At 38.2% G+C, this 23,806-nt stretch carries 19 protein-coding genes; 8 read left to right on the forward strand and 11 right to left on the reverse strand.

The annotated features are described in order from the left end of the window. The first annotated feature begins 98 nt into the window (after positions 1 to 98). Positions 99 to 419, forward strand: a complete 321-nt coding sequence (grxC, locus tag VB715_RS01260) for a glutaredoxin 3 (protein WP_323299380.1) — start codon at positions 99 to 101, stop codon at positions 417 to 419. 58 nt (positions 420 to 477) lie between these two features. Here grxC and VB715_RS01265 read toward each other — a convergent pair whose 3' ends face one another. Continuing rightward, entirely contained in the window at positions 478 to 2,763 is a 2,286-nt protein-coding gene (locus tag VB715_RS01265; RefSeq protein ID WP_323299381.1) for a putative PEP-binding protein, read from the reverse strand. A gap of 381 nt (positions 2,764 to 3,144) precedes the next feature. On the opposite strand from VB715_RS01265, the gene VB715_RS01270 reads away from it, so the two are divergent. Further along, positions 3,145 to 3,564, forward strand: coding sequence for a phosphomannose isomerase type II C-terminal cupin domain (locus VB715_RS01270; RefSeq protein WP_323299382.1), 420 nt, complete (start codon positions 3,145 to 3,147; stop codon positions 3,562 to 3,564). A gap of 181 nt (positions 3,565 to 3,745) precedes the next feature. Here VB715_RS01270 and VB715_RS01275 read toward each other — a convergent pair whose 3' ends face one another. Continuing rightward, complete coding sequence (locus VB715_RS01275) at positions 3,746 to 5,326, reverse strand: glucose-6-phosphate isomerase (RefSeq protein ID WP_323299383.1); 1,581 nt, start codon at positions 5,324 to 5,326, stop codon at positions 3,746 to 3,748. 181 nt (positions 5,327 to 5,507) lie between these two features. On the opposite strand from VB715_RS01275, the gene VB715_RS01280 reads away from it, so the two are divergent. Both VB715_RS01280 and VB715_RS01285 read left to right on the forward strand, forming a co-directional pair. Next, complete coding sequence (locus tag VB715_RS01280; RefSeq protein ID WP_323299384.1) at positions 5,508 to 6,581, forward strand: AI-2E family transporter; 1,074 nt, start codon at positions 5,508 to 5,510, stop codon at positions 6,579 to 6,581. Between the two features lie 50 nt (positions 6,582 to 6,631). Continuing rightward, positions 6,632 to 7,708, forward strand: a complete 1,077-nt coding sequence (locus tag VB715_RS01285; protein ID WP_323299385.1) for a hypothetical protein — start codon at positions 6,632 to 6,634, stop codon at positions 7,706 to 7,708. 64 nt (positions 7,709 to 7,772) lie between these two features. On the opposite strand, the gene bchI is transcribed toward VB715_RS01285, so the two are convergent. The 6 genes from bchI to hemW all read right to left on the reverse strand — a co-directional run bounded on the left by bchI (position 7,773) and on the right by hemW (position 15,961). Further along, complete coding sequence (gene bchI / locus VB715_RS01290; protein WP_323299386.1) at positions 7,773 to 8,849, reverse strand: magnesium chelatase ATPase subunit I; 1,077 nt, start codon at positions 8,847 to 8,849, stop codon at positions 7,773 to 7,775. A gap of 479 nt (positions 8,850 to 9,328) precedes the next feature. Further along, on the reverse strand, positions 9,329 to 11,749 hold the full coding sequence (locus VB715_RS01295; protein WP_323299387.1) for a sucrose synthase: 2,421 nt from the start codon (positions 11,747 to 11,749) through the stop codon (positions 9,329 to 9,331). 133 nt (positions 11,750 to 11,882) lie between these two features. Next, a complete protein-coding gene (locus VB715_RS01300; RefSeq protein ID WP_323299388.1) occupies positions 11,883 to 12,365 on the reverse strand; it encodes a flavin reductase family protein in 483 nt (160 codons plus the stop codon). A gap of 77 nt (positions 12,366 to 12,442) precedes the next feature. Next, the gene (locus VB715_RS01305; protein WP_323299389.1) at positions 12,443 to 13,408 is read right to left on the reverse strand and encodes a deoxyhypusine synthase family protein; all 966 of its coding nucleotides are present in this window, start codon (positions 13,406 to 13,408) and stop codon (positions 12,443 to 12,445) included. Between the two features lie 150 nt (positions 13,409 to 13,558). Continuing rightward, positions 13,559 to 14,602: an agmatinase family protein gene (locus VB715_RS01310; RefSeq protein WP_323299390.1), complete on the reverse strand. Its 1,044-nt coding sequence runs from the start codon at positions 14,600 to 14,602 to the stop codon at positions 13,559 to 13,561. Between the two features lie 114 nt (positions 14,603 to 14,716). Then, entirely contained in the window at positions 14,717 to 15,961 is a 1,245-nt protein-coding gene (gene hemW / locus VB715_RS01315; protein WP_323299391.1) for a radical SAM family heme chaperone HemW, read from the reverse strand. A gap of 187 nt (positions 15,962 to 16,148) precedes the next feature. Here hemW and VB715_RS01320 point away from each other — a divergent pair, with 187 nt between their 5' ends. Continuing rightward, positions 16,149 to 17,231 carry a PIN/TRAM domain-containing protein gene (locus VB715_RS01320; protein WP_323299392.1) on the forward strand — a complete coding sequence of 361 codons (1,083 nt, stop codon included), beginning with the start codon at positions 16,149 to 16,151 and terminating at the stop codon, positions 17,229 to 17,231. An 11-nt stretch (positions 17,232 to 17,242) separates the two neighbouring features. Here VB715_RS01320 and VB715_RS01325 read toward each other — a convergent pair whose 3' ends face one another. Further along, a complete protein-coding gene (locus VB715_RS01325; RefSeq protein ID WP_323299393.1) occupies positions 17,243 to 17,950 on the reverse strand; it encodes a 1-acyl-sn-glycerol-3-phosphate acyltransferase in 708 nt (235 codons plus the stop codon). A gap of 133 nt (positions 17,951 to 18,083) precedes the next feature. Next, complete coding sequence (gene purU, locus VB715_RS01330) at positions 18,084 to 18,938, reverse strand: formyltetrahydrofolate deformylase (RefSeq protein ID WP_323299394.1); 855 nt, start codon at positions 18,936 to 18,938, stop codon at positions 18,084 to 18,086. 217 nt (positions 18,939 to 19,155) lie between these two features. On the opposite strand from purU, the gene VB715_RS01335 reads away from it, so the two are divergent. Next, entirely contained in the window at positions 19,156 to 20,934 is a 1,779-nt protein-coding gene (locus tag VB715_RS01335) for a mechanosensitive ion channel family protein (RefSeq protein WP_323299395.1), read from the forward strand. Positions 20,935 to 21,042: 108 nt separating this feature from the next. Further along, positions 21,043 to 22,554 (forward strand): hypothetical protein, encoded by a 1,512-nt coding sequence (locus VB715_RS01340; protein WP_323299396.1) that lies wholly within the window; start codon positions 21,043 to 21,045, stop codon positions 22,552 to 22,554. Positions 22,555 to 22,572: 18 nt separating this feature from the next. On the opposite strand, the gene VB715_RS01345 is transcribed toward VB715_RS01340, so the two are convergent. Then, entirely contained in the window at positions 22,573 to 22,995 is a 423-nt protein-coding gene (locus tag VB715_RS01345; protein ID WP_323299397.1) for a DUF29 domain-containing protein, read from the reverse strand. Positions 22,996 to 23,106: 111 nt separating this feature from the next. Between VB715_RS01345 and VB715_RS01350 the strand changes: the two genes are divergently transcribed. Continuing rightward, complete coding sequence (locus tag VB715_RS01350; RefSeq protein WP_323299398.1) at positions 23,107 to 23,787, forward strand: response regulator transcription factor; 681 nt, start codon at positions 23,107 to 23,109, stop codon at positions 23,785 to 23,787. Positions 23,788 to 23,806: the final 19 nt, after the last annotated feature.

A 23,806-nucleotide genomic window follows, 5' to 3' on the forward strand; every position in this document is an offset into this window, starting at 1 on the left:
TTTTGAGCAACAACTTTATCTCCAAAATTAAAGACATTTAATATTTTTTTTTTGTGTTATAATTAATCATAAAAAATAAACAAATTAGAGGTTACACCATGTTGAATTTCCTGGATTCTCTGTTGGGTCGTCATCCTGAAAAGATTAAAGCTAAGGTAGAAATCTATACTTGGCAAACTTGTCCTTTTTGTATTCGCGCTAAATTTTTACTCTGGTGGAAAGGGGTTAATTTTACGGAATATAAGATAGATGGGGATGAAGTTGCTAGGGAAAAAATGGCACAACGGGCTAACGGAAAAAGAACCGTTCCGCAGATTTTTATTAATGATCAACATATTGGAGGTTGTGATGATATTTATCGTCTTAACGGTGAAGAAAAGTTAGATTCTCTTTTTTCACAAGTAATAAGTGTTAAGTAATAAGTGATAAGTTTTACCTTTGTCTGATTAAAAAGAAGCAAGGGAAAGCCTTTCCCCTCTAGGGCTTTTTCAGTAATGATCTTTCTCTAGCCCATTCTAAGATTAACCTTTGTTCAGCACGGGCAATCCCCTGATAAGTAGCAGTTACTGCTTCGGGTTCCACAGAAATCGTGGTAATTCCCCACTGTACCAACTGTTCAATAATTTGGGGAGATTGAACAATCAATTGACCACAAATTGAACAAGGAATATTGAGAGTTTTTGCCTCTTGAATTAAGGCTTTCAGGGCCCCTAATATAGCCGATGAATAAGGAAAAGAAGTATCATTAAACTGGGGATGATCTCGATTGAAGCCTAACAATAAAGGCACTAAATCATTAGTTCCAATAGCCACCCCTTGCACCCCAGCTTGGACATAATCAGATAATTGAAAAATGACCCCAGGAACTTCTGCCATAATCCACAGTTGAAAAGCATCGGAAGAAATTAAGTTAAATTCTGCAATAAGCTGGCGACAAAAACGGAATTCTTCGACGGTTCGCACAAAGGGTAAAATCAAATTCAGATTAGTAAATCCTTGCTGATAAACATCAGATAAAGCCTGTAATTCTAAGCGAAATAGGGTTGAATCAAGCTGATATCCTAAAGTACCTCGACGATCTTGATCCGTGGAAAATTTATCATCAAAGGTTCGATAAAAAATGGGATGGGGAGCAAAAACTTCAGCAAATTGGCCTATCCTTTGTTTCAGCTTTTCGACAATCTCTGATGGCTGAGCATGGATCAGCCATTCTGTTAGGGAAGCGGGGGGACATAAATCTAACAACATTAATTCTGAGCGAATTAATCCTAGTCCATCAATAGGTAAATCCATCACTTGCACCAAGGAACTAGGTTGACTCAAATTAACCATCAATTTTGTGCCAAGAGGATAATTATAAGTTGTTTTTTCTGGTGACAATAAGGGCTTTTCAAGGCTCACATTTGACTCGTCAATGATATTCAAAAAAATACTTCCTCTGTTGCCATCCAATAAAATTACATCCCCGGTTTGTAACCAACTGGTAACACCAGACACCCCCACCACCGCCGGAATGCCTAATTCTCTGGCTAAAATCCCTGCATGGCTTGTCATTCCTCCTTCTTCCGTAATTATCCCTGCGGCTTGCTTAAGCCAAGATAGTTGAAAAGGGTGAATTTTTTGAGTAACAAGAATACTCCCCTCTAATTGAGTCGGTTTAGGCCGACTCTCTTGGGTTAATACATAGATTTTCCCCTGAATACGACCAGGAGCAGCCCCAATGCCTATTAATTGAGATTGAGAGGGGGAGATCGAACTGTGTTGGGTTATCAATGGTGTCCTTTGAGTGGAGAGGGAGGGCAACAATTGCGCGATCGCCCATGAAGAAGATAAGCGATCGCTCGATTCGAGTTTGAGCCATTCTAAAGATTCCCAATAAATTTGATGGTCTTGTAACCTCTTAATTAGTTGCCATAATTCCGTTAGGGACTCTAGATCTAAACAGGATTGTCCTTGTTCTTCATTACTCAGTAAATAGGGTTCTAAGCAACTATCTGTACTGTCTGGATTTTCTAGAGAGGCTTTCAGACGATAGGCGCGGATTTTATTGCCAATTTCTTGTTTAATAATTGCTCCGGTTAAGGTCTCAATTTCCCAACTATCCGGTAAAATTTCCCCCTGTAATAAACTATAACCTAACCCCCAATTCCCCTGAATTTCGCAATGATTTTCATAATTAGTCCCTGTCCCTGAGGCGATCGCCTGAACCATGGGTTGTACTAAAATGGCGAAGTTTAACTGGTCAATTCTAATCCCCAAACGTTGCCAATAAAATAAGCTTTTGGCACTTAATAATTGGGCCCACATTTGTTTAATGGCCAATTCCAAATTTTGGGGAGAATTTTCACAGACTTGGGCCGGAGTTAACCCAGAAAAGTCTTGCTGAGGGGGAAATTGCCCACTTAAAGAGGCACGTAAAATTAAGAATGAGGCTTGGAGAGCGGCGGTTGCTTCTCCTAAACTTTCATGCCATTCCACCGGAAAAGCTGCACTTAAAATGGCTTGGCGACTCTGTTGGGCCACCAATTGCAAAGCGCGAGGATTATCAACATCTAAATACAGAGAAGATGTGGGAAAATCAGCTAGAAGTGAACTGACATCGTTTAAATCCTCAAGAAATTGCCGAAAAACTGTAGAACTAATCACAAAACCAGGAAACACGGGATAACCACTCTGGGCGAGTTGGCTCAACATCCACGCTTTTTCTCCCACAACGGCATGATCCTGGGATTCAATCTGAGAGAGCCAATAAAGCTTAATCACTGATGAAATAAAGTCTAAAACCTAACCCAATGCCGAAAAACCCTTGACAGGGCTTTGTCTAAATTTTGGTAACTTTTGAAAAATATGCCTCAATTGTTAAGATAACATAACAAAATTCAGCACTAATGTCAATCTTTGCTATTCCCTTGTCAGAGGAGGCAGGGGGCCGACCTAAATTCTAATCGTTATATCTTATGAGTGAGTCCCTATTCTAATAATTATGGCGGCAAGTCTTGCAGGACTTTTATCCTGATTTTTCTTGAAAATTCAAGGCATTAGGAAGTCTAGATCACAGCCATTTTTACTAATTTATGCTATTGTGTTCAAGAATCGAGTTAGCTGCTTAAAAATTTCGCTTTTACTCCTTTGAGGATTAATAATATGGTTCAAGCTAAAGAAAACACCAAAAATGATATTGTCTCCATTCCTTTTACTGTTTCTCATAGCGGAGTCTCTGCGACAGAAACCCGTCCTTGGGGATCATTTACTACCCTAGAAGAAGGGCCCGGATATAAGATCAAACGTATTGAAGTAAATCCTGGCCATCGTCTCAGCTTACAAATGCACCATCACCGTAGTGAACATTGGATTGTCGTATCAGGAACGGCCAAAGTGACTTGTGGGGATACAGAAGAAATCCTCGGTGCTAATCAATCTACCTATGTTCCTCAGTGTACAAACCACCGTTTAGAAAATCCAGGCGTGATTAAGCTCATTCTGATTGAAGTACAAAATGGCGAATATCTAGGGGAAGATGATATTATTCGCTTCCAAGATGATTATTCCCGTCATCAAGCTTAAGAAAAGAAAATAACTTGACAAATCTCTTTACTTATGCTAGAGAGATTTTTTAATCTATTAAAACTAAACTTTGCCAAGAATAGCCTAGGGGTCAACGGCCGTTGACCCCTACATCACAAGGTTTTAGGGTCAGTAAATATTCTAACCTTAATACATCCTGCGATAGATTATTGTTATATTGTTAACCCGCCGAAACCTTAAGACTAGAAGGATCACTAAGATCGCCTTTTAAAGCCACACCGCGACCATTTACGGCTAAATGGCGGACAATTTTATACACTGCTTCCACAGCATCGGGCGATCCTGCTTTTTCTGCCAAAGTCATCATATCTAAGGCTTCATTCGTTTCTTGAATCACCTTTTGGACTTGGGTTTGTAAGTCTAAAATAGAAGCGGCCATCTTCTTCCCTGCTTCTACTCCAGGTTGATGATAAGCATTAACATTAACTAAAGATCCATAGAAACTGACTGTCCGTTCATACAGCGCAATTAAGGCCCCAACAATGCGAGGATTAACTTGGGGAATGCTAATGGTAATAGAGTCGCGGTTATTCTCATACAATGCTTGTCTGGTTCCTTGAATAAACCCTGATAAATAGTCTCCTGCCGTTACCCCAGGTTCTAATTCAAACGGAATTGCACGGCCATCTTCTAACACTTCAATAAAGGTAGCAAAAAAGTTAGGAACTCCTTCCCTTAATTGTTGAACATAAGCGTGTTGATCTGTTGATCCTTTATTCCCATAAACGGCAATACCTTGATAAACCGTATTGCCATCAAGATCTTTTTCCTTTCCTAAGGATTCCATGACCAACTGTTGTAAATAACGACTAAACAACAGCAAACTATCTTTATAGGGAAGGATCACCATATCTTTTTCCCCTTTCCCATTTCCCGAATAATACCAAGCAAGGGCTAATAAAGCTGAGGGGTTTGTCTTAATATCTTTAACCCTGGTTGCTTCATCCATCTCTTTCGCTCCTGCTAACATGGCTTGAATATCAATGCCTTGCAGGGCCGCGGGCAATAAACCAACGGCCGAAAGTTCAGAAGTTCGTCCCCCCACCCAGTCTTGCATGGGAAACCTAGCTAACCAGTTTGTCGCTAACTTATCCATGTTACTGCCTGGCATGGTAACAGCCACTGCATGGGGTTCAAAGGCTAACCCTTTGACTTCATAAGCGTGTTTAAGTTCTAACATCCCGTTACGAGTTTCGGGAGTCCCACCAGACTTGGTGGTGATCAGAACTAGGGTACTTTTGAGGCGATCGCCAATGCGGGTTAGGAGGCGATCAATACCTGCCGGATCAGTATTATCAATAAAATGAATGGCCATGGGGGGGAAGTCTGGGGAGAGGGCCTCGGCTACAAATTGGGGCCCTAATGCAGAACCACCGATACCAACGGAGAGAACATCGGTAAACTTGTCAGCAGTGGGGGGTTTAATGGTTCCCTCATGTACCTTTTTCACAAAATCAGCAATTTGTGCGAGGGGTTGGGTAATTTCCTTTCTCACGTCATCATTGGGGGCTAATTCTGGGGCCCGTAACCAATAATGTCCCACCATACGTCCTTCATCGGGGTTAGCGATCGCCCCACTTTCTAAGGCTTCCATATCTTGAAAGGCTTTCTCAAATTTGGGCTTGAGACTGTCAACGAAGGCATCATCAAAGCGCATCCGACTAATATCAAGATATAATCCTAATCCTTCGTGATAATAAAGCCAGTCTTGGTAACGTTGCCAGAGTTGTTGCTTATCCATAGGAATTACTGCACAGGTTGATCACTTAGCAGAGATAGACTATTATCTCTCTCAATCGATCATAGATACAGATGCTAAGTATTAGGAGTTAAGATTTCATTATTTTTTTGAGAAAGAATTATTGTAGACAATAATTTAATGGTATTTTTTTGAGGTTATTTATCCCAATAAAATTCAAGTTATGGAAAATCGTTTTAATGTTCTCGATCTGATCATCAAACTCTTTGTGATCAGCTTGCTATTTGTTTGGTGTTTTATTCTGCTGCGTCCCTTCATCGAGATTATTCTCTGGGGAGTTATTTTAGCGATCGCCATATTTCCCCTATTCTTATGGCTAAAAGCCCGTTTAGGGGGACAGGGAAAATTATCCGGGACAATTCTCACCTTACTGGGTGTGGCTGTTATTATTGGCCCGGTAAGTTTGATGGCCACTGTTTTCGTCGGTAATGTTGATACCTTCGCCGATTATCTTGCGGCCGGTAATTTGCTCATCCCACCTCCCCCCGAAGGTGTCGCTACTTGGCCCCTAATTGGAGAAAGGGTCAATAATATTTGGCAATCAGCATCAGTCAACTTAGGAGCGGTATTGGCTAGATTTCAGCCACAACTTGAGGCTTTAGCCAAAAACTTGTTATTTTTAGCCGCTAATATTGGTCTAGTTCTACTGAAGTTTATCGTTTCTATTATCCTGGCTGGATTACTGATGATCAATGCTGAGGGGCTAAACCGTCGGCTGAGTCAGGTTGTCTTAAGGTTGACCCCAAAACAAGGACAAGGGTTTTTGCAACTGGCCACTGCTACCATTCGCGGGGTGACTCGTGGCATCATTGGGGTTGCTATCTTACAAAGTCTTCTCATTGGTCTTGGTTTGATAGTCGCTCAAATTCCCTTTGCTGCTTTATTGACGCTTCTCTGTTTAGTTTTAGCCATTGTTCAAATCGGGCCGGGGTTAGTGGTGTTTCCTGCCATCATCTTTGCTTGGTCAACCATGACTACCCCTAGCGCATTACTTTTTACTCTTTGGATGGTTCCGACGACTCTGGTGGATAATATCCTCAAACCAATTTTAATGGGCCAAGGGCTACCTGTTCCTACAGTCATTATTTTAATCGGTGTTCTTGGGGGAACTTTAGCCCATGGAATTTTGGGTTTATTTATTGGCCCAGTCATCCTTAGTTTAGGTTATGAGTTAATCATGGCCTGGGTTAATTTTGATTCTTCACCCCTCTCAAGCACCTCTGATGGTGAAGAATAAGTAGTAAATGTTACACTTGAACTCAATTTACAACCAGATAGGCAATATTCATGATCACTCGTCGAGATCTTAAACAATTGCAATCTTTGATCAAGATTCCCGCTCTTTCTATTTTATTACCCACCCATCGGACATCCCCTGATAACAAAAAAGATCCCATTCTGGTTAAAAATCTGGTTGATGAGGCAACAAATCGGCTGAAGGAAGAATTTTCTGTCCGCGAATTAGAACCTTTACTCAATAGATTGGAAACCCTTGTCAACGAAATTGACTATCGCTATACATTGGATGGTTTGGCAATATTTGTTAGTCATGACTTTGGCAAGATTTATGACCTCCCGTTTTCTGTCCCCGCACGGGTAATCATTGATAAAACCTTTGCAACACGAGATTTAGTTTATGGTTTGCATCGCTCCCAATCCTATTGGGTTTTTCTCTTAAGTCAAGCCTCTACGCGCTTACTAGCTGGCACTGGGGAAACCTTAGAGGAAGTTCAAGACGAAAACTTCCCAATGCCCATGACTGGGCCTGGAGCGACAGAAACGATTCCTTACGACGCTGATTCGAGTTATGTAGATGATCGGCATCGTCGCTTTTTTCAACAGGTAGATAGAGCCTTCACGTCCTATGTTGAGGATGAATCACCCCTATTGATTGTCGGTGGGGTCGTTCGACAAATATCCTTTTTTCAGGAAGTTTCCCAATATACGAATGCGATCGCAGGAACTTTGACGGGCAATTTTGATAAAGCGACAATCCCTGAACTGCTCCCTGATGTGTGGCCGATTGTACAATCTGCGCGGGAAAAGCAACGCCAAGATGCACTAGAATCCTTAGATGCGGCCATGGGAACCAAAACCTTCGTTTCTACCATCGGGGAAGCCTGGCGACTCGCTCAAGAAGGTCGAGGTAAATTGCTTCTGGTTGAAAAAAATTACCATGTACCAGCGATTTTAACGGAAGACGGCCAGTTTCAGTTAGTGGATGAACCAGGGGGTACAGAGGTAATGGATGATGCCGTAGATGAAATTATCGAAGTTGTGCTGGCTAAGGGGGGAGATGTCGCTATGGTGGATGATGGAACCCTCTCTATTCATCAGCGAATTGCCTTGATTTTGCGCTATTGATCCCCTTCCCCATCAGGTAAAATTCAAGTTGAGTAGGGTGGGCATTCTCCACCCTACAAATGGGTTAATTTTCCTGAGTTTCTAGGCCAAATACTCGATTAAAGGCTTTTTCGACTTTATAACCAGAATCAATAGTTTCTAGGGGATCTTTCCGCAAGCGGTGGCGTAAACATAACACCATTGTGCGTCGAATATCGTCTACAGTTACCTCTGTGCGTCCTTCAAAGGCGGCTAACGCTTTTGCTGCGCGGTTGGTGACAATATCTCCCCTGAGTCCATCTACATCTAATTCTGAGCAAACTTCCGAGATTTTGACCCGTAAATCATAGTCAATGTTAACGGAGGGTAGAAGATTTTGGGCCCTGACTAAGCTATTTTGGAGGTCATCCTGTTGAGATTGATAGGTTTCACAGAATTTTTGGGGATCGCTGTCAAATTCGGAGCGTTGTTCCACAATTTGGACTCTTAGGGCCGGTTCTTTAACGGTATGAATTTCGGCGTGCATTCCAAAGCGATCAAGGAGTTGGGGCCGTAATTCTCCTTCTTCGGGGTTTCCTGACCCTACCAACACAAATCGGGCCGGGTGACGAATAGAAATACCTTCTCTTTCGACGGTATTCCAACCACTGGCCGCAGAGTCTAGCAGCACATCAACTAAGTGGTCATCCAGAAGGTTAACCTCGTCTACATAGAGGATACCGCGATTGGCTTTGGCTAACAAACCAGGTTCAAAGGCTTTTACCCCTTCTGATAGGGCTTTTTCAATGTCAATGGTACCACAGACCCGATCTTCTGTTGCGCCAAGGGGTAAGTCTACCATGATGACTTTTTTCTGGGCAATTTGGAAGGGAATACCGTCTTCTAACTGTTGACGCGCAGTATCGCTCATCATGTCGGGATCAGTGGGATGGGAATTGAAGGGATCGTTAGCAATGACTTCTATTTCGGGGAGTAAGTCAGCTAAAGCGCGGATAGTGGTGGATTTTCCTGTGCCGCGATCGCCCATAATCATTACACCCCCAATTTTCGGGTCAATGACGTTGAGGAGTAGGGCCAGTTTCATCTCTTCTTGGCCCACAATGGCCGTAAAGGGGAAAACGACGCGACGGGTTTTCGGAGGTGCTTGTAAAGTTGCAGTCATCTGGGTTATTAGGAGCGTTCTTTGTTAAATTTTCTATGCGATCGGTTCCAAGGTCAATCCTTCCTATTGTGCCATAGGATACCACTCCTATAAACCCTTAAAGGCATTCATGTAATGGAGATTGAAGAAAACTTATCATTTACCAACAATAATTGAAAATCTTAGTTATTTACTGATTAATTATTCTAAAATAATATTAATAAACTCTTTCAAGCTTTATTTTTTCAATTAGTAGTATTCTAATATGACCAGATTCTCTCAAGATTTTACCACAATCAACCTAGTAATAAAGACTTCACTGTGTAACCGATGAGTAATTTCTGAGGGACTAGCGGTTTCAAAAAATCACTCTAAGGCTTCAATTAAATTAATTTAATATTTATTATAGTGCAATGAAGCGACCTTTATTAATAAGCGATCTCTGTTATTTTCCTGAAAAAAGTTGAATAAAAATAGCTTACCCAACTTAAGAGTATCAGTTAGCGTTGCATATGTTCATCTAACAAAGATTTTGCCTGAGGTTTATAAATAAGATAAAAGAGAGCTTCTAGATAGCGCAACATATCTTCTCGGTTTTCTTTTGAAGTAAAATTCCAAAAGCCATAAACCCTGGCTAAAGAAAGCAATTGTTTCGTATGAGTTGTCCAAGTATAGTGATTCTGGACTCTTTCAATTGCTTGTTTAGAAATAAATTCCCAAAAACCAGAATTCTCCTCACATTTAGTGATAAATTCTAAAATTTTATCGGCAGTTTCTTCAAGGTTTGTAGGATTAATATAGAAGCCATTCACTTGATCTTGAATAATTTCTAAAGGGCCACCAAATTTAGTCCCAAATGTCGGTAAACCTGACACCATTGCCTCTAAAATTGTTAAGCCAAAAGGCTCAAATAATGATGATTGAACAAAAATTCCGCGATGATCAGCAATAACTCTGTAAATTTCTCCAGCTTCTGTTTTCGGCAATCTTATTCCTAACCAGCGAATTTTTCCATGTAAATTATAGACATTAATCAGATGATAAACGCGCTCAATTTCTTCCCTTTCTTGATCATTTGCGGCTTCAAAAACAGACAGTTTGCCTGTGACAATAATTAAATTACATCGTTTTTGAAGTTCGGTCGAATGACCAAAAATATCAATTAATCCAGCAATATTTTTAATCCTATCCAATCGTCCCATGGAAAAAATTGGTCGTTTTTTGGGATCTTCTAAAACCCCAAAAATATGTTCAGAATCCTCATTGACAAACAGTAATTCTTCTAGTTGATTAATTTTACTAGAAAGTCTATTTTCTTCTTGGCTGTAGGGAAAATAAACAGTTTCGTTGACACCAGGAGGAACAACATTAAATTTAGGAGAAAATAACTCAATTCCATGAACAACATGGTAAAGATCGGGCATGGTAAAACTCTGATAAGATTCATATTGCCCTACACTATCAGGAAAACCAGCAATTTCTTGATAGGTACTAGAAATTATACAGTTTGCAGCATTCATGGCGATTAAATCAGCCGTGAATTGTAAAGAAAAGTGATAAACATTTTCTAAATCTTGCCAGTATAAGTTACTAAATAAATATTTGGATTTTTCTAAGGCATGGGCAATATTAAATTGAGTAACCTTTAAGCGTCTTGCTAGTAAAAAAGCGACTAAGTTTCCATCAGAATAGTTGCCAACAATTAAATCAGGATTTCCTTGAAACTCGGCTAATAATTCTTTTTCCGCATCAATAGCAAAGGTTTCTAAATAGGGCCAAACTTCAAATCGAGACACCCAATTTTGGGTGATATTAGGATTATATTCTCGGAAAGGAACTCGCAGAATCCAGACATTTTCTGTTCCATGAATTCGTTCTAAGCGTTGATTACATTTAGTCCCTTCGCTGTTAGGAATTAAGCGGGTTAAGATAATGACTTTTGGCTCAATTTGTAGAGAATCTAATCCGGCCAAAGTAATATCTTCTTTTAGTTGTTTTTCAAGATTTCTTGCCTGATCAATTATGTAAACAACTTGTCCTCCTGTGTCAGGGCGACCTAACACTGCTTCTTGTCCAAACCATCCATGAATAGACACTAAAGCAATCCGAAAAATCATGGGAATTCGAGATAGAAAGGCTTCTAAAACGCGATCATCAGGAGAGTCAATTAATTCATCCAGAATTCCTAGGGTTTCTTTAACCCTACCTGCAGTATTTCCCCATCCTGCTTCAAACCCCATATTTTGTAATTCAAAGCGAAATTCTTCATAGGATTGAGTATCAGGAAGTCTACTAACAAAGCTCAAACAGTCTTTAATTTGATCCGATAATTCCCGTTGATTTCTAATTCTTCCATTAATCAGTAAGGTTGTGCCATTGTATTGATGAATACTCAAAAATCCAAATAAAGCATCTAACCATTGACGAGGATCTTGAAATAGCTTACTTGAAAGATAACGGTTAATAAATTGCATCCCTTGACCGATATTTTTAGGATCACGAATCATTGGAGAGTAGTCATAAAATGGCTGTAGGTCAATTTCAAATACATCTCCTTCTTCTGGATGAAAATGATCCACAAAATCATCACGAATATCTAATAATTCTCGGACAGTTAATGCTTCAACCGCTAAATCTTCATAAATGCGATAAATTTCTTGTTTGGCAATTTTTGGTCGATAAACGAGACAGATGCTTTCTGTTTCTAAAATAATTTCTTGAGTGTAGTATACTAATCGACTAAGACGGGAATTTCGAGAATAAGAAGAGGGTTTTTCATAGGCTTTGCAAAACTCCTCAAAGGCTAATAAAATATCATTGCGTAACAAGTAACGATGATCGAATTGACGTAATTCGCCAATAAAATTAAATAAGTCTGCTTTTTCATCTGATTTAAAGATCAGTTCAATTAAATTAGCCATAGAAATCTCTCAAATTGAATCAGTAACAATAAATAGAGATAGGAATCATGATTTCTGATCCCTATCTTTCCTTGGAAAAATCTGGGATTAATTATGTGGAGTTTATTACTTTATTTAAAGTATTTTTTTTTTATTAACCCCCATATTGCCATCCTGTACTTTCGAGAGTTAAGGGATTCCCTTCACGATGAATTCCTGCCCCAATCACTTCCCCAACATAGACGGTGTGATCACCCTTTTCTACGGAACCAATGACTCGACATTCCACATATCCTAATGAGTCTTTAATGATAGGACATCCCGTTTCTTTTCCTTCATAAAATTCCACCTCTTCAAATTTATTACCAACCCGACTTTTTGGTTTAAAAAATTGGGCAGCTAATTCTTTTTGTCCCTCTTCTAAGAAACTGAGGGAGAAAACTCCGCTTTTTTTTAGCATAGCGTGGGAACCGGAATCACTTTTGACACAGTTAATGACTAGGGGAGGTTCAAAAGACCCCTGCATTACCCAACTGGCCGTAAATCCATTTAATTCTTCTCCATCCTTGACCCCACAAATATAGAGTCCATGAGGAATTTTTCGTAACATTGTTTTTTTTGCTTTTTCGTCTAACAAGGTGATTTATCTCCTGATTTTTTATTAATCATTTTAGGGGGCATATACCCCCATTGCTATAATATCAAAAAGTTTCTTCAACTTTCTAACACATAATTGAAAATCAAGGGCGCAACAATGGTGGCATCTGATTCAATCACGTAGCTAGGGGTATCTACATCTAGTTTACCCCAAGTAATCTTTTCATTGGGAACAGCACCACTATAGGAACCATAGGAGGTGGTAGAGTCACTAATTTGAGCAAAATAACCCCATAATTTACAAGGGAGTTTCAAGTCTTGTTGAATCAAGGGGACAACACAAATAGGAAAATCTCCGGCAATTCCTCCTCCAATTTGAAAAAAACCAAGGGAAGCTGTTTGGGTATTTTCTTGATACCATTTAACTAACATTTGCATTTGCTCTAGTCCACTTTTCATGATGTTTGTATCACTAAGATTCCCTTTAATAACCTGGGAAACAAACATATTACCGAGGGTGGAATCTTCCCATCCAGGGGTAAAAATCTTTAGCCCTTTTTGCCAAGCAGCTATTACCCAAGAATCTTTAGGATCAATTTGATACTCATCTTTTAATAGCCCACTTTCTAGTAGCTGATAGGTATATTCATAGGGAAAAAATCTTTGATTTGAGCGATCAGCTTTTTGCCATAATGTTAAGAGATGACTTTCGATTTTTCTCATGGCTTCTTCTTCCGGAATACAGGTATCTGTTACCCGATTTAATCCATTATCTAATAAAATTGTTTCATCTTCTGTGGTAAGATAACGATAATGGGGAATTCTTTTGTAGTGATTATGGGCAACTAAATTAAAGATATCTTCTTCTAAATTGGCCCCAGTGCAACAAATTCCATGCACTTTATCTGCGCGAATCATTTCAGCTAAAGAAATACCTAACTCAGCGGTACTCATTGCACCAGCTAGAGTTACTAACATTTTATTTCCTGTTTGTAAATGTCTCACCCACCCCTCTGCCGCATCTCGACAAGCTGCTGCGTTAAAATGGCGGAAATTGCGCTGCATAAAGTGTCTGGTATTCATCACAAGTTTCCTAAAATCATAGTGTTGGTGTCGCTGTAGAATAATTTTAAACAGCCTTATTTTTAGAATAATCTAAATTGCTATTTTTTGACATAATTTTTGGAGAAAAGTTCTCAAAAAAACTTAAGAAATATTAAAGATTTGTCTAGGTTAGCGGTTAGACAAATACATCAAATTAGCCAATTTATAGAGGAGTCTTGCCCCCACATTACCATCCCATTCATTATCACTGCCAGGGGCGACTTCACAGAGATCAAAGCCTATAATGACTTTACCCGCATCTACAACTTTTTGAATCAGATAGACAACTTGACTAAAATCCAGTCCTCCTGGTACGGGGGTTCCGGTATTAGGGCAAAATCTCGGATCTAATCCATCAATATCAAAGCTAATATAGACTTTATCAGGTAATTTGTCTACAATTTGCTGACATTGAAAGTCCCAAGAAATTCCTTGATATTGATTCGTTTTAATTGTCCAATCATTAAACATTATAATTCGGGGATCATTCCTAATAATTTCTAATTCTTGTTCACAAATATCTCGAATTCCTACTTGAACTAAATGGGTAATTGAATCTAATTGTAAAACATTGTACATGATTGAAGCATGGGAATAGATAAAACCTTCATAAGCTTGTCGTAAATCTGCATGAGCATCTATGTGTAAAATGCCATAATTATTGTGTTTTTCTGTCAAAGCTTTGATCAATCCCAACGGTACACTATGATCGCCCCCAATTAGTGCAATTAGTTTATTGTATTCTAACATTTTTTTAGTGGTATCATAAACCCAATCATTCAGTTCTTTTGAAGCTTGATTAATGGTTTTTAAGTCTTTTTTTAAAGCTAGAGAAAGGGGATTATCTTGATAAGTTTGATAATCAATAATAGTTTTAGCAATGGAGCGCATTTTTTGATTTTTTTCTTTGATTTCTAAGCTAATTGGAATGGTTCCATGTCCAATTTTCCAAGCATCTTGAAGATGAAAATCCTCCCATTCTATTTGAACTGATGCCTCTAAAATAGCTTGTGGCCCTTCTGATGTACCTGCATTATAAGAAGTAGTAACATCCCAAGGAACGGACAAAAAAATAATGTTAGATTCTTCAATACTTGTGGAAAGTCCAAAGAAATTTCCGTTCGGTTTAGAAATACCATTGGGGTTTAAATTATCCAATTTTTTCTGAGTCATATTCTGTTTAATTGCTCTAGAGTTTGAATCGTTATCTTAATTGTTTTCTTTTGACTACAATAGCAAGAATTACTAATTTTTGAAGTGTTTTATGGAAAATCTTAAGGATTGAATTTATTGTTTAGAGTCTGACTCAAATTCTTCAAATAGGGTAGCTAAAATTGTATTAGATACTAAAAATCCATCGGGATCAGTGAGACGAATTTTAGTTAGTTCTCCCCATTTGTTATCATTAATATTACTAATTATATGACCATTTGTATCGATTAATTCAACCCATTGTTGTTGAATATAAGGACATAATTTCTGGTAAATTCTTGGCATGATTTCTTTTCCAAATTGTGCAACTATTTTTGATGAATCGACTCCATCACTAAGTCTTAAACCCAACATAAAAGTTTCGAGTAAATGATCAATATTAGTCAAATAAGGACTATCAATAAAATAATTTGATTTTAATAATTCCTCAACCCAATCATAATAAGTTTGACGAGTGCGAGGCCGAGTAAATCTTTGTTGATTTGTGTAACTTGCTGCTCCCATACCAAAAGCGTAATAAGGCTTATTTTCCCAATAAACTCGATTATGAAGACATTGATAACCGGATTTTGCATAATTAGAAATCTCATAATGTTCATATCCTGCATTCGTTAATATTTGCTGAGTCAAACGATACATTTGAGCCGCTATTTCATCCTGTGGCAAAGGAAATTTACCGGGTTTATATTGTTTACCAAAAGCTGTCACAGGTTCCAAAACTAAATCATAACAAGAAAGATGTTTAGGGTTAATTTCAATCGCTTTTTCTAAGGAAAATTGCCAAGCTTCTAAAGTTTGATAAGGCAAACCAGAGATCAAATCTAAACTAAAATTATCAATATTAACTTGATGAATTAAGTTAATAGCATTCTCAATATCTTTAAGACGATGAAAGCGACCACACTTTTCTAATAATTCATCCTGAAACACTTGAATTCCCAAACTAAATCGATTAACTCCCAGATTTTTATAGCTCTGTAATTGTTGTAATGTAAAGGTTCCAGGGTCCATTTCTAAAGAAATTTCTGCATCAGAGCTAATCCCAAAATGTTGAGCTAACGTTGTTAAAATTTTCTCCAAATAAACAGGGGATAATAAAGAAGGGGTTCCTCCTCCGAAAAAAACAGTTTTTAAAGGAACATTATAAGAGGGTGTAACTTGAATTTCTTGACATAAAATATCCACATAGTTTTGAATAGAGAGGGATGTATTAATATCAGTTTTATCCCCCAAAACGGAAATCGGGAAATCACAATAATAACAGCGACGACGACAAAAAGGGATATGAAGATAAGCTGAGGAAGGAATCATTGTTTCCATAAAAGATTGGGTAAAGATAAAAAATATTATTAAAATTACTAAATTTATGTAACTAAAACAGGAACAAACGAGTTGATAATCAATAAGAGCCGATCAAAAGGATATAATAGGGAATCATTTGGAACTTGTAGGAAAACTTTACTAATTTTTTCTCTTGACTCCCACAATATTGATTAAGATAGAAATTATGATTGATGCCATTATTATCCTCATATTTATCCTAGCAGCCGCCGGAGTCGGTTTTGATAGTGTAGATTTGCTCCCCTTAGAGGTTCAAGGGCAAATCTCCAATATTGATGCTTTACGGTGGTTAGGGGCCGGTTTTACCTCAATTCTTGGTCTGGCCCTGGGTTTAGTTGCTCAAACCACCTATCGTCGTTTAGAAATGCGAATTCGGACGACTCCCATTGAAGTCATTTTAACAAGGGCCGTAGGATTGGTTATTGGCCTGTTAATTGCTAATCTGATGTTAGCCCCAATTTTCCTGCTTCCCATTCCCAAAGAGTTTGCCTTTATCAAACCGATGACTGCTATTTTGGGAAGTGTGATGTTTTCTTTCATGGGAATTAGTTTAGCCGATACCCATGGACGCACCTTTTTACGACTGATTAACCCCAACAGCATTGAAACCCTTTTAGTGGCCGAAGGCACCTTACAAGCAGCTTCAACGAAAGTTGTGGATACTAGCTGTATTATTGATGGTCGCATTGAACAACTCCTAGACACGGGATTTATTGAAGGACAAATTTTGATTCCGCAGTTTGTCTTACAGGAGTTACAACAGTTAGCAGATGCGAGTAATGATCAAAAACGGGTCAGGGGACGACGGGGGTTAGATATCCTCAACCGTATGCAAGAAGCCTTTCCTAAACGTATTGTGATCCATTCTGCTGATTATGAAGACATTGCCACCGTTGACGCAAAATTAGTTCATCTTGCTCAAGAAATCAATGGCACCCTATTGACCAATGATTACAATTTGAGCAAGGTGGCCAATCTGCAAAAAGTGACCATTCTCAACGTCAATGATATCGCCCAGGCCATTCGCCCCATTTATTTACCTGGGGACACCTTAGACCTCAAAATTCTTAAACCTGGGAAAGAACCCACCCAAGGCATCGGTTATCTACAAGATGGGACAATGGTAGTGGTAGAAGAGGGGAAAGACTATTTAGGGGGAGAGTTAAGGGTTGTAGTAACTTCCGCCCTCCAAACCTCTGCAGGCCGCATGATTTTTGCTAAACCTCAGTCAATTGTTGCTTCATCATAGGCCAAATCACCCTAAGCGATCGCCAATTCTTGGGATGAGGTTTCCCCTTCATGTAACCCCTTCAAACTGGTTTCTAAATCATGAATTAGCTTTTCTGAATTACTTTTCATCCCTTGGGTATCATAGGAAGCAGCATCAAGGGGAGGGCCAATATTAACTGTGACATGGGTTCCCCAACTGGGATAGGGTTGATTGTATTGGATACTTACTGGCAGAATTTTCACCCCGCAACCAGGTTGTTGAGACTCTACTTCTAAGGCAATGCGGGCCACACCTCGTTTTAAGGGGTGAATCTGAGTATCTCGAAAAATCCCCCCTTCAGGAAAAATCACCAACATTTCCCCAAGTTTTAGAACTTCCACGCTATGTCTTAAACTACTCATGGCGGGATGGTTTACATCGATAGGAAACCCGCCTAAACGCCGAATAAACCAGCCCTGAATGCCTTTTATTTCACTCGATGTCACCATAAACCGCAAATCTCGACCACTCACCCAGCGGCCAAGGGTATAGGGAATTACCAAGGCATCCCAACGGGAACGATGGGTAGGGGCCACAATTACGGGCCCAGTTTTAGGGATATTTTCTTGTCCTGTAATGGTGAGGCGACCAAAAAACGAGGGCATTATGAGCCAATATCCTAAGGGATAAGCGAGACGAATTAACCAAGGGGAAATTCGGGATTTAACTTGATGGCTAGATAGAGTAGATTGAGTCATAAATCTGGCAAAATGCAAGCAAAAATCTTTAAAAATAGGGTTCATTGTAGCTACACTATAAACTCTGGTTTAGTTTAGTGTCTCGCTAAATCAGGACAGTTGATGGGGTGTCAAGATCTTACAATTGATAGGGTTAAGCAAATACCACAGTACGATTACCGTAAACTAAGACCCGATGTTGTAAGTGTAAACGCACGGCCCTAGCTAAAACAAACCGTTCTAAGTCTTTGCCTTTACGAATTAAATCAGCAATGGTATCTCGATGGGAAACTCTAACAACATCCTGTTCAATAATCGGCCCTTCATCTAAATCAGCCGTGACAAAATGGGCCGTTGCCCCAATAATTTTTACCCCTCTTTCATGGGCCCGGTGGTAAGGGTTGGCACCAGCAAAGGCAGGAAGAAATGAGTGATGAATATTAATAACATTGGGAAAATGATGGATAAATTCTGGGGTGAGAATTTGCATATATTTAGCGAGAACAACTAAATCAATACGATACTGTCGTAAGATTTCTAATTGTCTTGCTTCTTGTTGAATTTTATTGTCTTTATTGATGGAAAGATAGTGAAAATCGATGCCAAATTGTTCTGCGATCGCTTCTAACTTTTGATGATTACTAATAATTAAAGCGATCTCGGCCGGCAGTTCTTTGGCTTGCCATCGCCAGAGTAAATCGAGTAAACAATGGTCTTGTTTTGTTACCCATAAAGCTAGGCGAGGAATGGTATCCGAAAAATGAATATCCCAAACGGCTTGTAAGGGTTTAGCAATGGCGGCAAAAGCTGGAGCAATCATATCACGAGATAAATTAAATCCTTCTAATTGCCATTCAATTCGGGCTAAAAATAAACCGGCTTCAAAATCTGTATGTTGATCCGCATGGATAATATTGCCACCATTAGCATAGATAAAATTAGCAAATTTAGCCACTAACCCTTGTTGATCAGGACAGGAAATTAGTAAAGTAGCGGTTGGCCCATTCATAATCGCTGAGATAATATTGCTATTTTTATTGTAATCAATATTTGCTCAAAAAATGATTCAAGTATTCAAATTTAAAGACTTTTTTCGGACTGAGCAGATTTTAGAGGATTCACAATAAAATTATACTAATCAAAGCTTAAAAAAAACATTAAAATTTGGTCAATTTATTGGGTATGATTTTATCCTAAATGTGTTGCCCCTTCTGGAGAGGTTATTAATGATAGGAATTAATCAAAAGCTTTTACAATTTTTAACTATAATTGCTTTAACAGTATCGGTTTTCCTTAGTATTCACTTATATTTTCCGAGCATCGCTCAAAGTAATATTTTTGCTCAGGGAGAAATTTTAGTTCAAAATTCATCTCCCTCAGAATCATCTCAGAAATCAACTGAAGAAAAAAAATCTTATCCTGTGGTTTTAGATGGAGAAACCTTATTTGAATTTCATGCAGAAATTTCCGGTTTTCCTAATCAAGATAGGGCCGCACAAGTTAGTCAAAATTTACAAGAACTTGCCGATAACAATTCAATTTCTACAGATGATTTGAAAATCGTTAATCTTGAAGGTGTTCGGGTCATTACCGCTAATAAGCAATTGGTTGTTGCCTTAATAGAAGCTGATGCAAAAATCGAAAATCAATCCTTAGATGTCCTGGCAACAGAATATTTACAAAAAATTAAAATAGCTGTTAATAATTATCGGCAAGAACGAACCTTATCCCAACTTGGTTTACGGGCATTTTGGGCAATTGTTTCGACAATTTTATTCATTCTAATTTTTAAATTTTTAAATTGGTTTTTTCCTAGAATATCTCGTCGAATTATAGAAGATAGAAGTGTTATCTTTCGAGCCGTTAGAATTCAGAACTGGAGTGTTTTTACTGTTCAAAAACAAAAGCAATTTGCTTTAGGATTATTGAGAATAATTAAATGGGCAATTATTCTCATTGTTCTCTATTTTTATATCCCTTTACTTTTAAGTTTATTTCCACAAACGGAACGATTTGGTAAAAGTGTTTTTAGTTCATTTTATAGTGCTTTAGGTCAGGTTTGGGGGGCATTTATTAGTTATTTACCTAGTTTATTTGTTATCATTATAACTATTATAGCAACTTATTATTTAATTCGTTTATGTGAACCATTTTTTAAAGCCATAGAACAGGAAAGAGTGACAATTCCTGGATTTTATGCAGACTGGGCCCAACCTACTTATAACTTAACTGTTATCCTGATTGTAGCATTAGCAGCAGCCATTATTTTTCCCTATTTACCTGGGTTTGATTCCCCCGCATTTCAAGGAATTTCTCTATTAATTGGGGCCTTAGTAACCTTTGGGGGAGCAAGTACAATTGCCAATTTAATTGGAGGATTTGTGATCATTTATACCCGTGCTTTTCAAATCGGCGATCGCATAAAAATTGATAATCACCTTGGCGTTGTTTTAGAAAAAACTATTCTGTCTACTCGTATTCGTACCCCAAATAATGAAATTATTACCGTTCCTAATTCGAGTATGATTGCTAGTACAATTATTAATTATACGGCCAGCTTACGGGATTTAGAGCATCCCCTAATTCTCAATACAACCATTACATTAGGCTATGATCTTCCCTGGCGTTTAGTGCATGAAACCTTAGTAAATGCCGCCTTAGCAACCGAAAATATTTTAGAAGATCCTGCCCCCTATGTGTGGCAAACTAGTCTGGATGATTTTTACATTAGTTATCAATTAAGGGCTTATACCCAAGATTCAATTGAAGTAGGAGATATCTATTCTGAACTGCATCAAAATATTCAAGATAAATGTGCTGAGGTTGGCATTGAAATCTTGTCTCCCCACTATGCTGCCGTACGAGATGGACATCAAAATACTATACCGGAGAATTACCTACCCAAAGATTATAAAGCCCCTGGTTTTCGCTTACATCCTTTAGAGTCATTTTTTAAGCAGAATATCACAAAAAATAAATCAAATTCTGAAACTGGAGAGCAATAAAAAAGGCTTGAGATTCAGCAAAATTATATTTTTAGCGAAATCTTTTTAAGTTCTTGATATTTTTTGGGGATGATTAATTTATTAATTATAGAACTCAGAAAAAATATTATGGAAAAGATGTTAAATAGGGTTCCAGAGATTACAATTTACTTCTGGATAATTAAAGTTCTAGCAACCACAGTGGGTGAAACTGGGGCTGATTTTTTTGCATTTACGATGAACCTTGGTTTAGGTGTTACTTCCTATATTATGGGTGGTTTACTGCTCATTGCACTTTTCAACCAATTTAGGATTAAGCGTTATGTACCATTGAGTTACTGGCTTGTGGTTGTTTTAATCAGTATTGTTGGTACATTAATTACTGATAGATTAGTAGATGATTTTGGCGTTAGTTTGATAACAACTACCATCGTTTTTAGTTTGGTTTTGTTGGCAGTGTTTGGGTTTTGGTATTTAAGCGAAAAAACCTTAGCGATGCACTCCATAAATACAACTAAAAGAGAGCTTTTCTATTGGGTAGCTATTTTATTTACTTTTGCTTTGGGTACTTCAGCAGGAGATTTCCTAGGAGAGTCTTTAAGATTAGGTTATGCTAACTCAGCATTATTATTTGGGGCTGCAATTGCCATCATAACAGTTGGTTATTATTACTTCAAAATGAATGCAATCTTAGCATTCTGGTTAGCTTATATTTTGACTCGTCCTTTAGGTGCATCAATCGGTGATTTACTATCCCAACCCGTTAAAAATGGAGGCTTTGGCTATGGAACAGTGGGAACCAGTATGCTTTTTCTCTCCATAATTTTCAGTCTAGTTATTTACTTAAGCTTTAAGTCGAAAAAACGAATTTTACTGCCAAGTAATGAAGAAGACTGGGAAAGACAATTGAATAAAGTTGCAGCAGTTACTATCTTTTTTTGGATCATGAAGATACTCGCTACAACTCTAGGTGAAACAGCAGGGGACTTCATTTCAATGTCCTTAAACTTGGGATATTATGTGGGTTTTGCCGTAACATTTGTTATTTTAACCGTTCTCCTATTTATTCAGATCAAAGCTGACAGACATCGTCCGGTCTTGTATTGGACTGCTATCATCGCCACAACTACCGCCGGAACCGAGGTATCAGACTTGATGGATCGTTCTCTGGGTCTTGGTTATACGGCAGGTTCTCTGATTCTTGTGGCTGGACTTTTGACCGTTCTTGCTATCTGGTACTATCGGGATCGGGATCTCAGCGTTTATCCCATTGTTAGGCAAGATGCGGAGACTACCTATTGGGTGGCGATCGTCTTCTCAAACAGTCTAGGAACAGCCTTTGGGGACTTTCTGACGAGCAATATGGGTCTGAGTTATGTACAAGGCGCATTCGTCACTGCTGGGGTTATTGGTGTGGTTATTGCCCTTCATTACCATACTAAGTTGAGTGAGGTTTTGCTATTCTGGATCGCGTTCATCTTTACACGGCCATTTGGTGCTACTTTTGGGGATTTTTTGACTAAACCGGTCGATCATGGAGGTCTAGCATTACCGAGGGGTTATGCTTCAATAATCACTTTATTTCTCTTAGCATTTGTTCTCGTGTTTTCTATGAGAAGGAAAAAAACAAGGGCATCATAATTAATTTTATCATTTTTCTTAATCGGGAAACCAATCATCTGAGAGGGCATTATTGAGAGAAATTTCAGCCGTATCTGGAATAGAAAAAAGTTCTTTCATTACAGCAATACGAACGGGATAAATTTCAGTCCAGATCGGCTCTATCTTATTCTTTAAAGCAGGATTTTTCCGAATAATTTTCTTAATTTGTTCTCGAAAATTCCTAATCTCAGACTTCCAACCTCTCCTACAGTATTCTTTTTCTGATTCCCAGTAAGACAATTTGAGGAGATGTTCTAGAAGACGTTCTAAGTAGCTTTCTAAAGCATTTTCTCGACTGTTTCCCAACTCTTCTATCTCCTCAATCAGATTATCCCAATCTATCTGCTCAAACCGTCTCTGCCTAAGTAAGTTCGCTTGTTCCTTTGTCCATGTGTAATAGTCGGAGGAATAGGTGGTCATAATAGTTCACTTTCTGTATAATTTTTCTTTAAATAATAACCCTTTGGTTATAATTATATTATATTAGCAAAATATAATGAATATTTTTTCTGAGTAACTTTCTCAAAACAAATGAAAATTTTAATCATTGAAGATGACACTCGTATCGCTCAACCCCTTGCCAAAGATTTAAGCTATCAATGTCACTCTGTTGATTTAGCTAATGATGGAATAGAAGGATGGGAATACACACAAGCAACACAATATGATTTGATTTTATTAGATTTGATGTTACCTAAATTAGATGGAATATCTCTCTGTAAACGATTACGAGACGTAAAATATCAGGCGTTAATCTTGATGTTAACTGCCAAAGATACCACAGAAGATAAAGTCATTGGACTTGATGCAGGGGCAGATGATTATTTAGTTAAACCGTTTAAACTAGAAGAATTATCTGCTAGAATTCGCGCCTTATTTCGTCGGTATTCAGATATTAAACCTCCCGTTATTATTCATGGTAATTTACATTTAGACCCCAATAGTCAAGAAGTAACTTATGCAGGAAACACTCTGATTTTAACTCCTAAAGAATATATGATTCTAGAATATTTTTTAAGCAATCCTAATCAAGTCTTAACTCGTTCAGCTATCATTGAAAAACTTTGGACATTTGATGATTTATCAGGAGAAGAAACAGTAAGAACTCATATCACAAATTTACGAAGAAAACTCAAAGAAGCTGGTAGTATTGAACCCTTAATTGAGACTGTTTATGGTATGGGTTATCGTTTGACAGCTATTTCTGAATAAATAGGTATTCATATAAAAA

This window comes from Crocosphaera sp. UHCC 0190, from assembly GCF_034932065.1.
In the GTDB taxonomy this organism is placed as follows: Bacteria; Cyanobacteriota; Cyanobacteriia; order Cyanobacteriales; family Microcystaceae; genus UHCC-0190.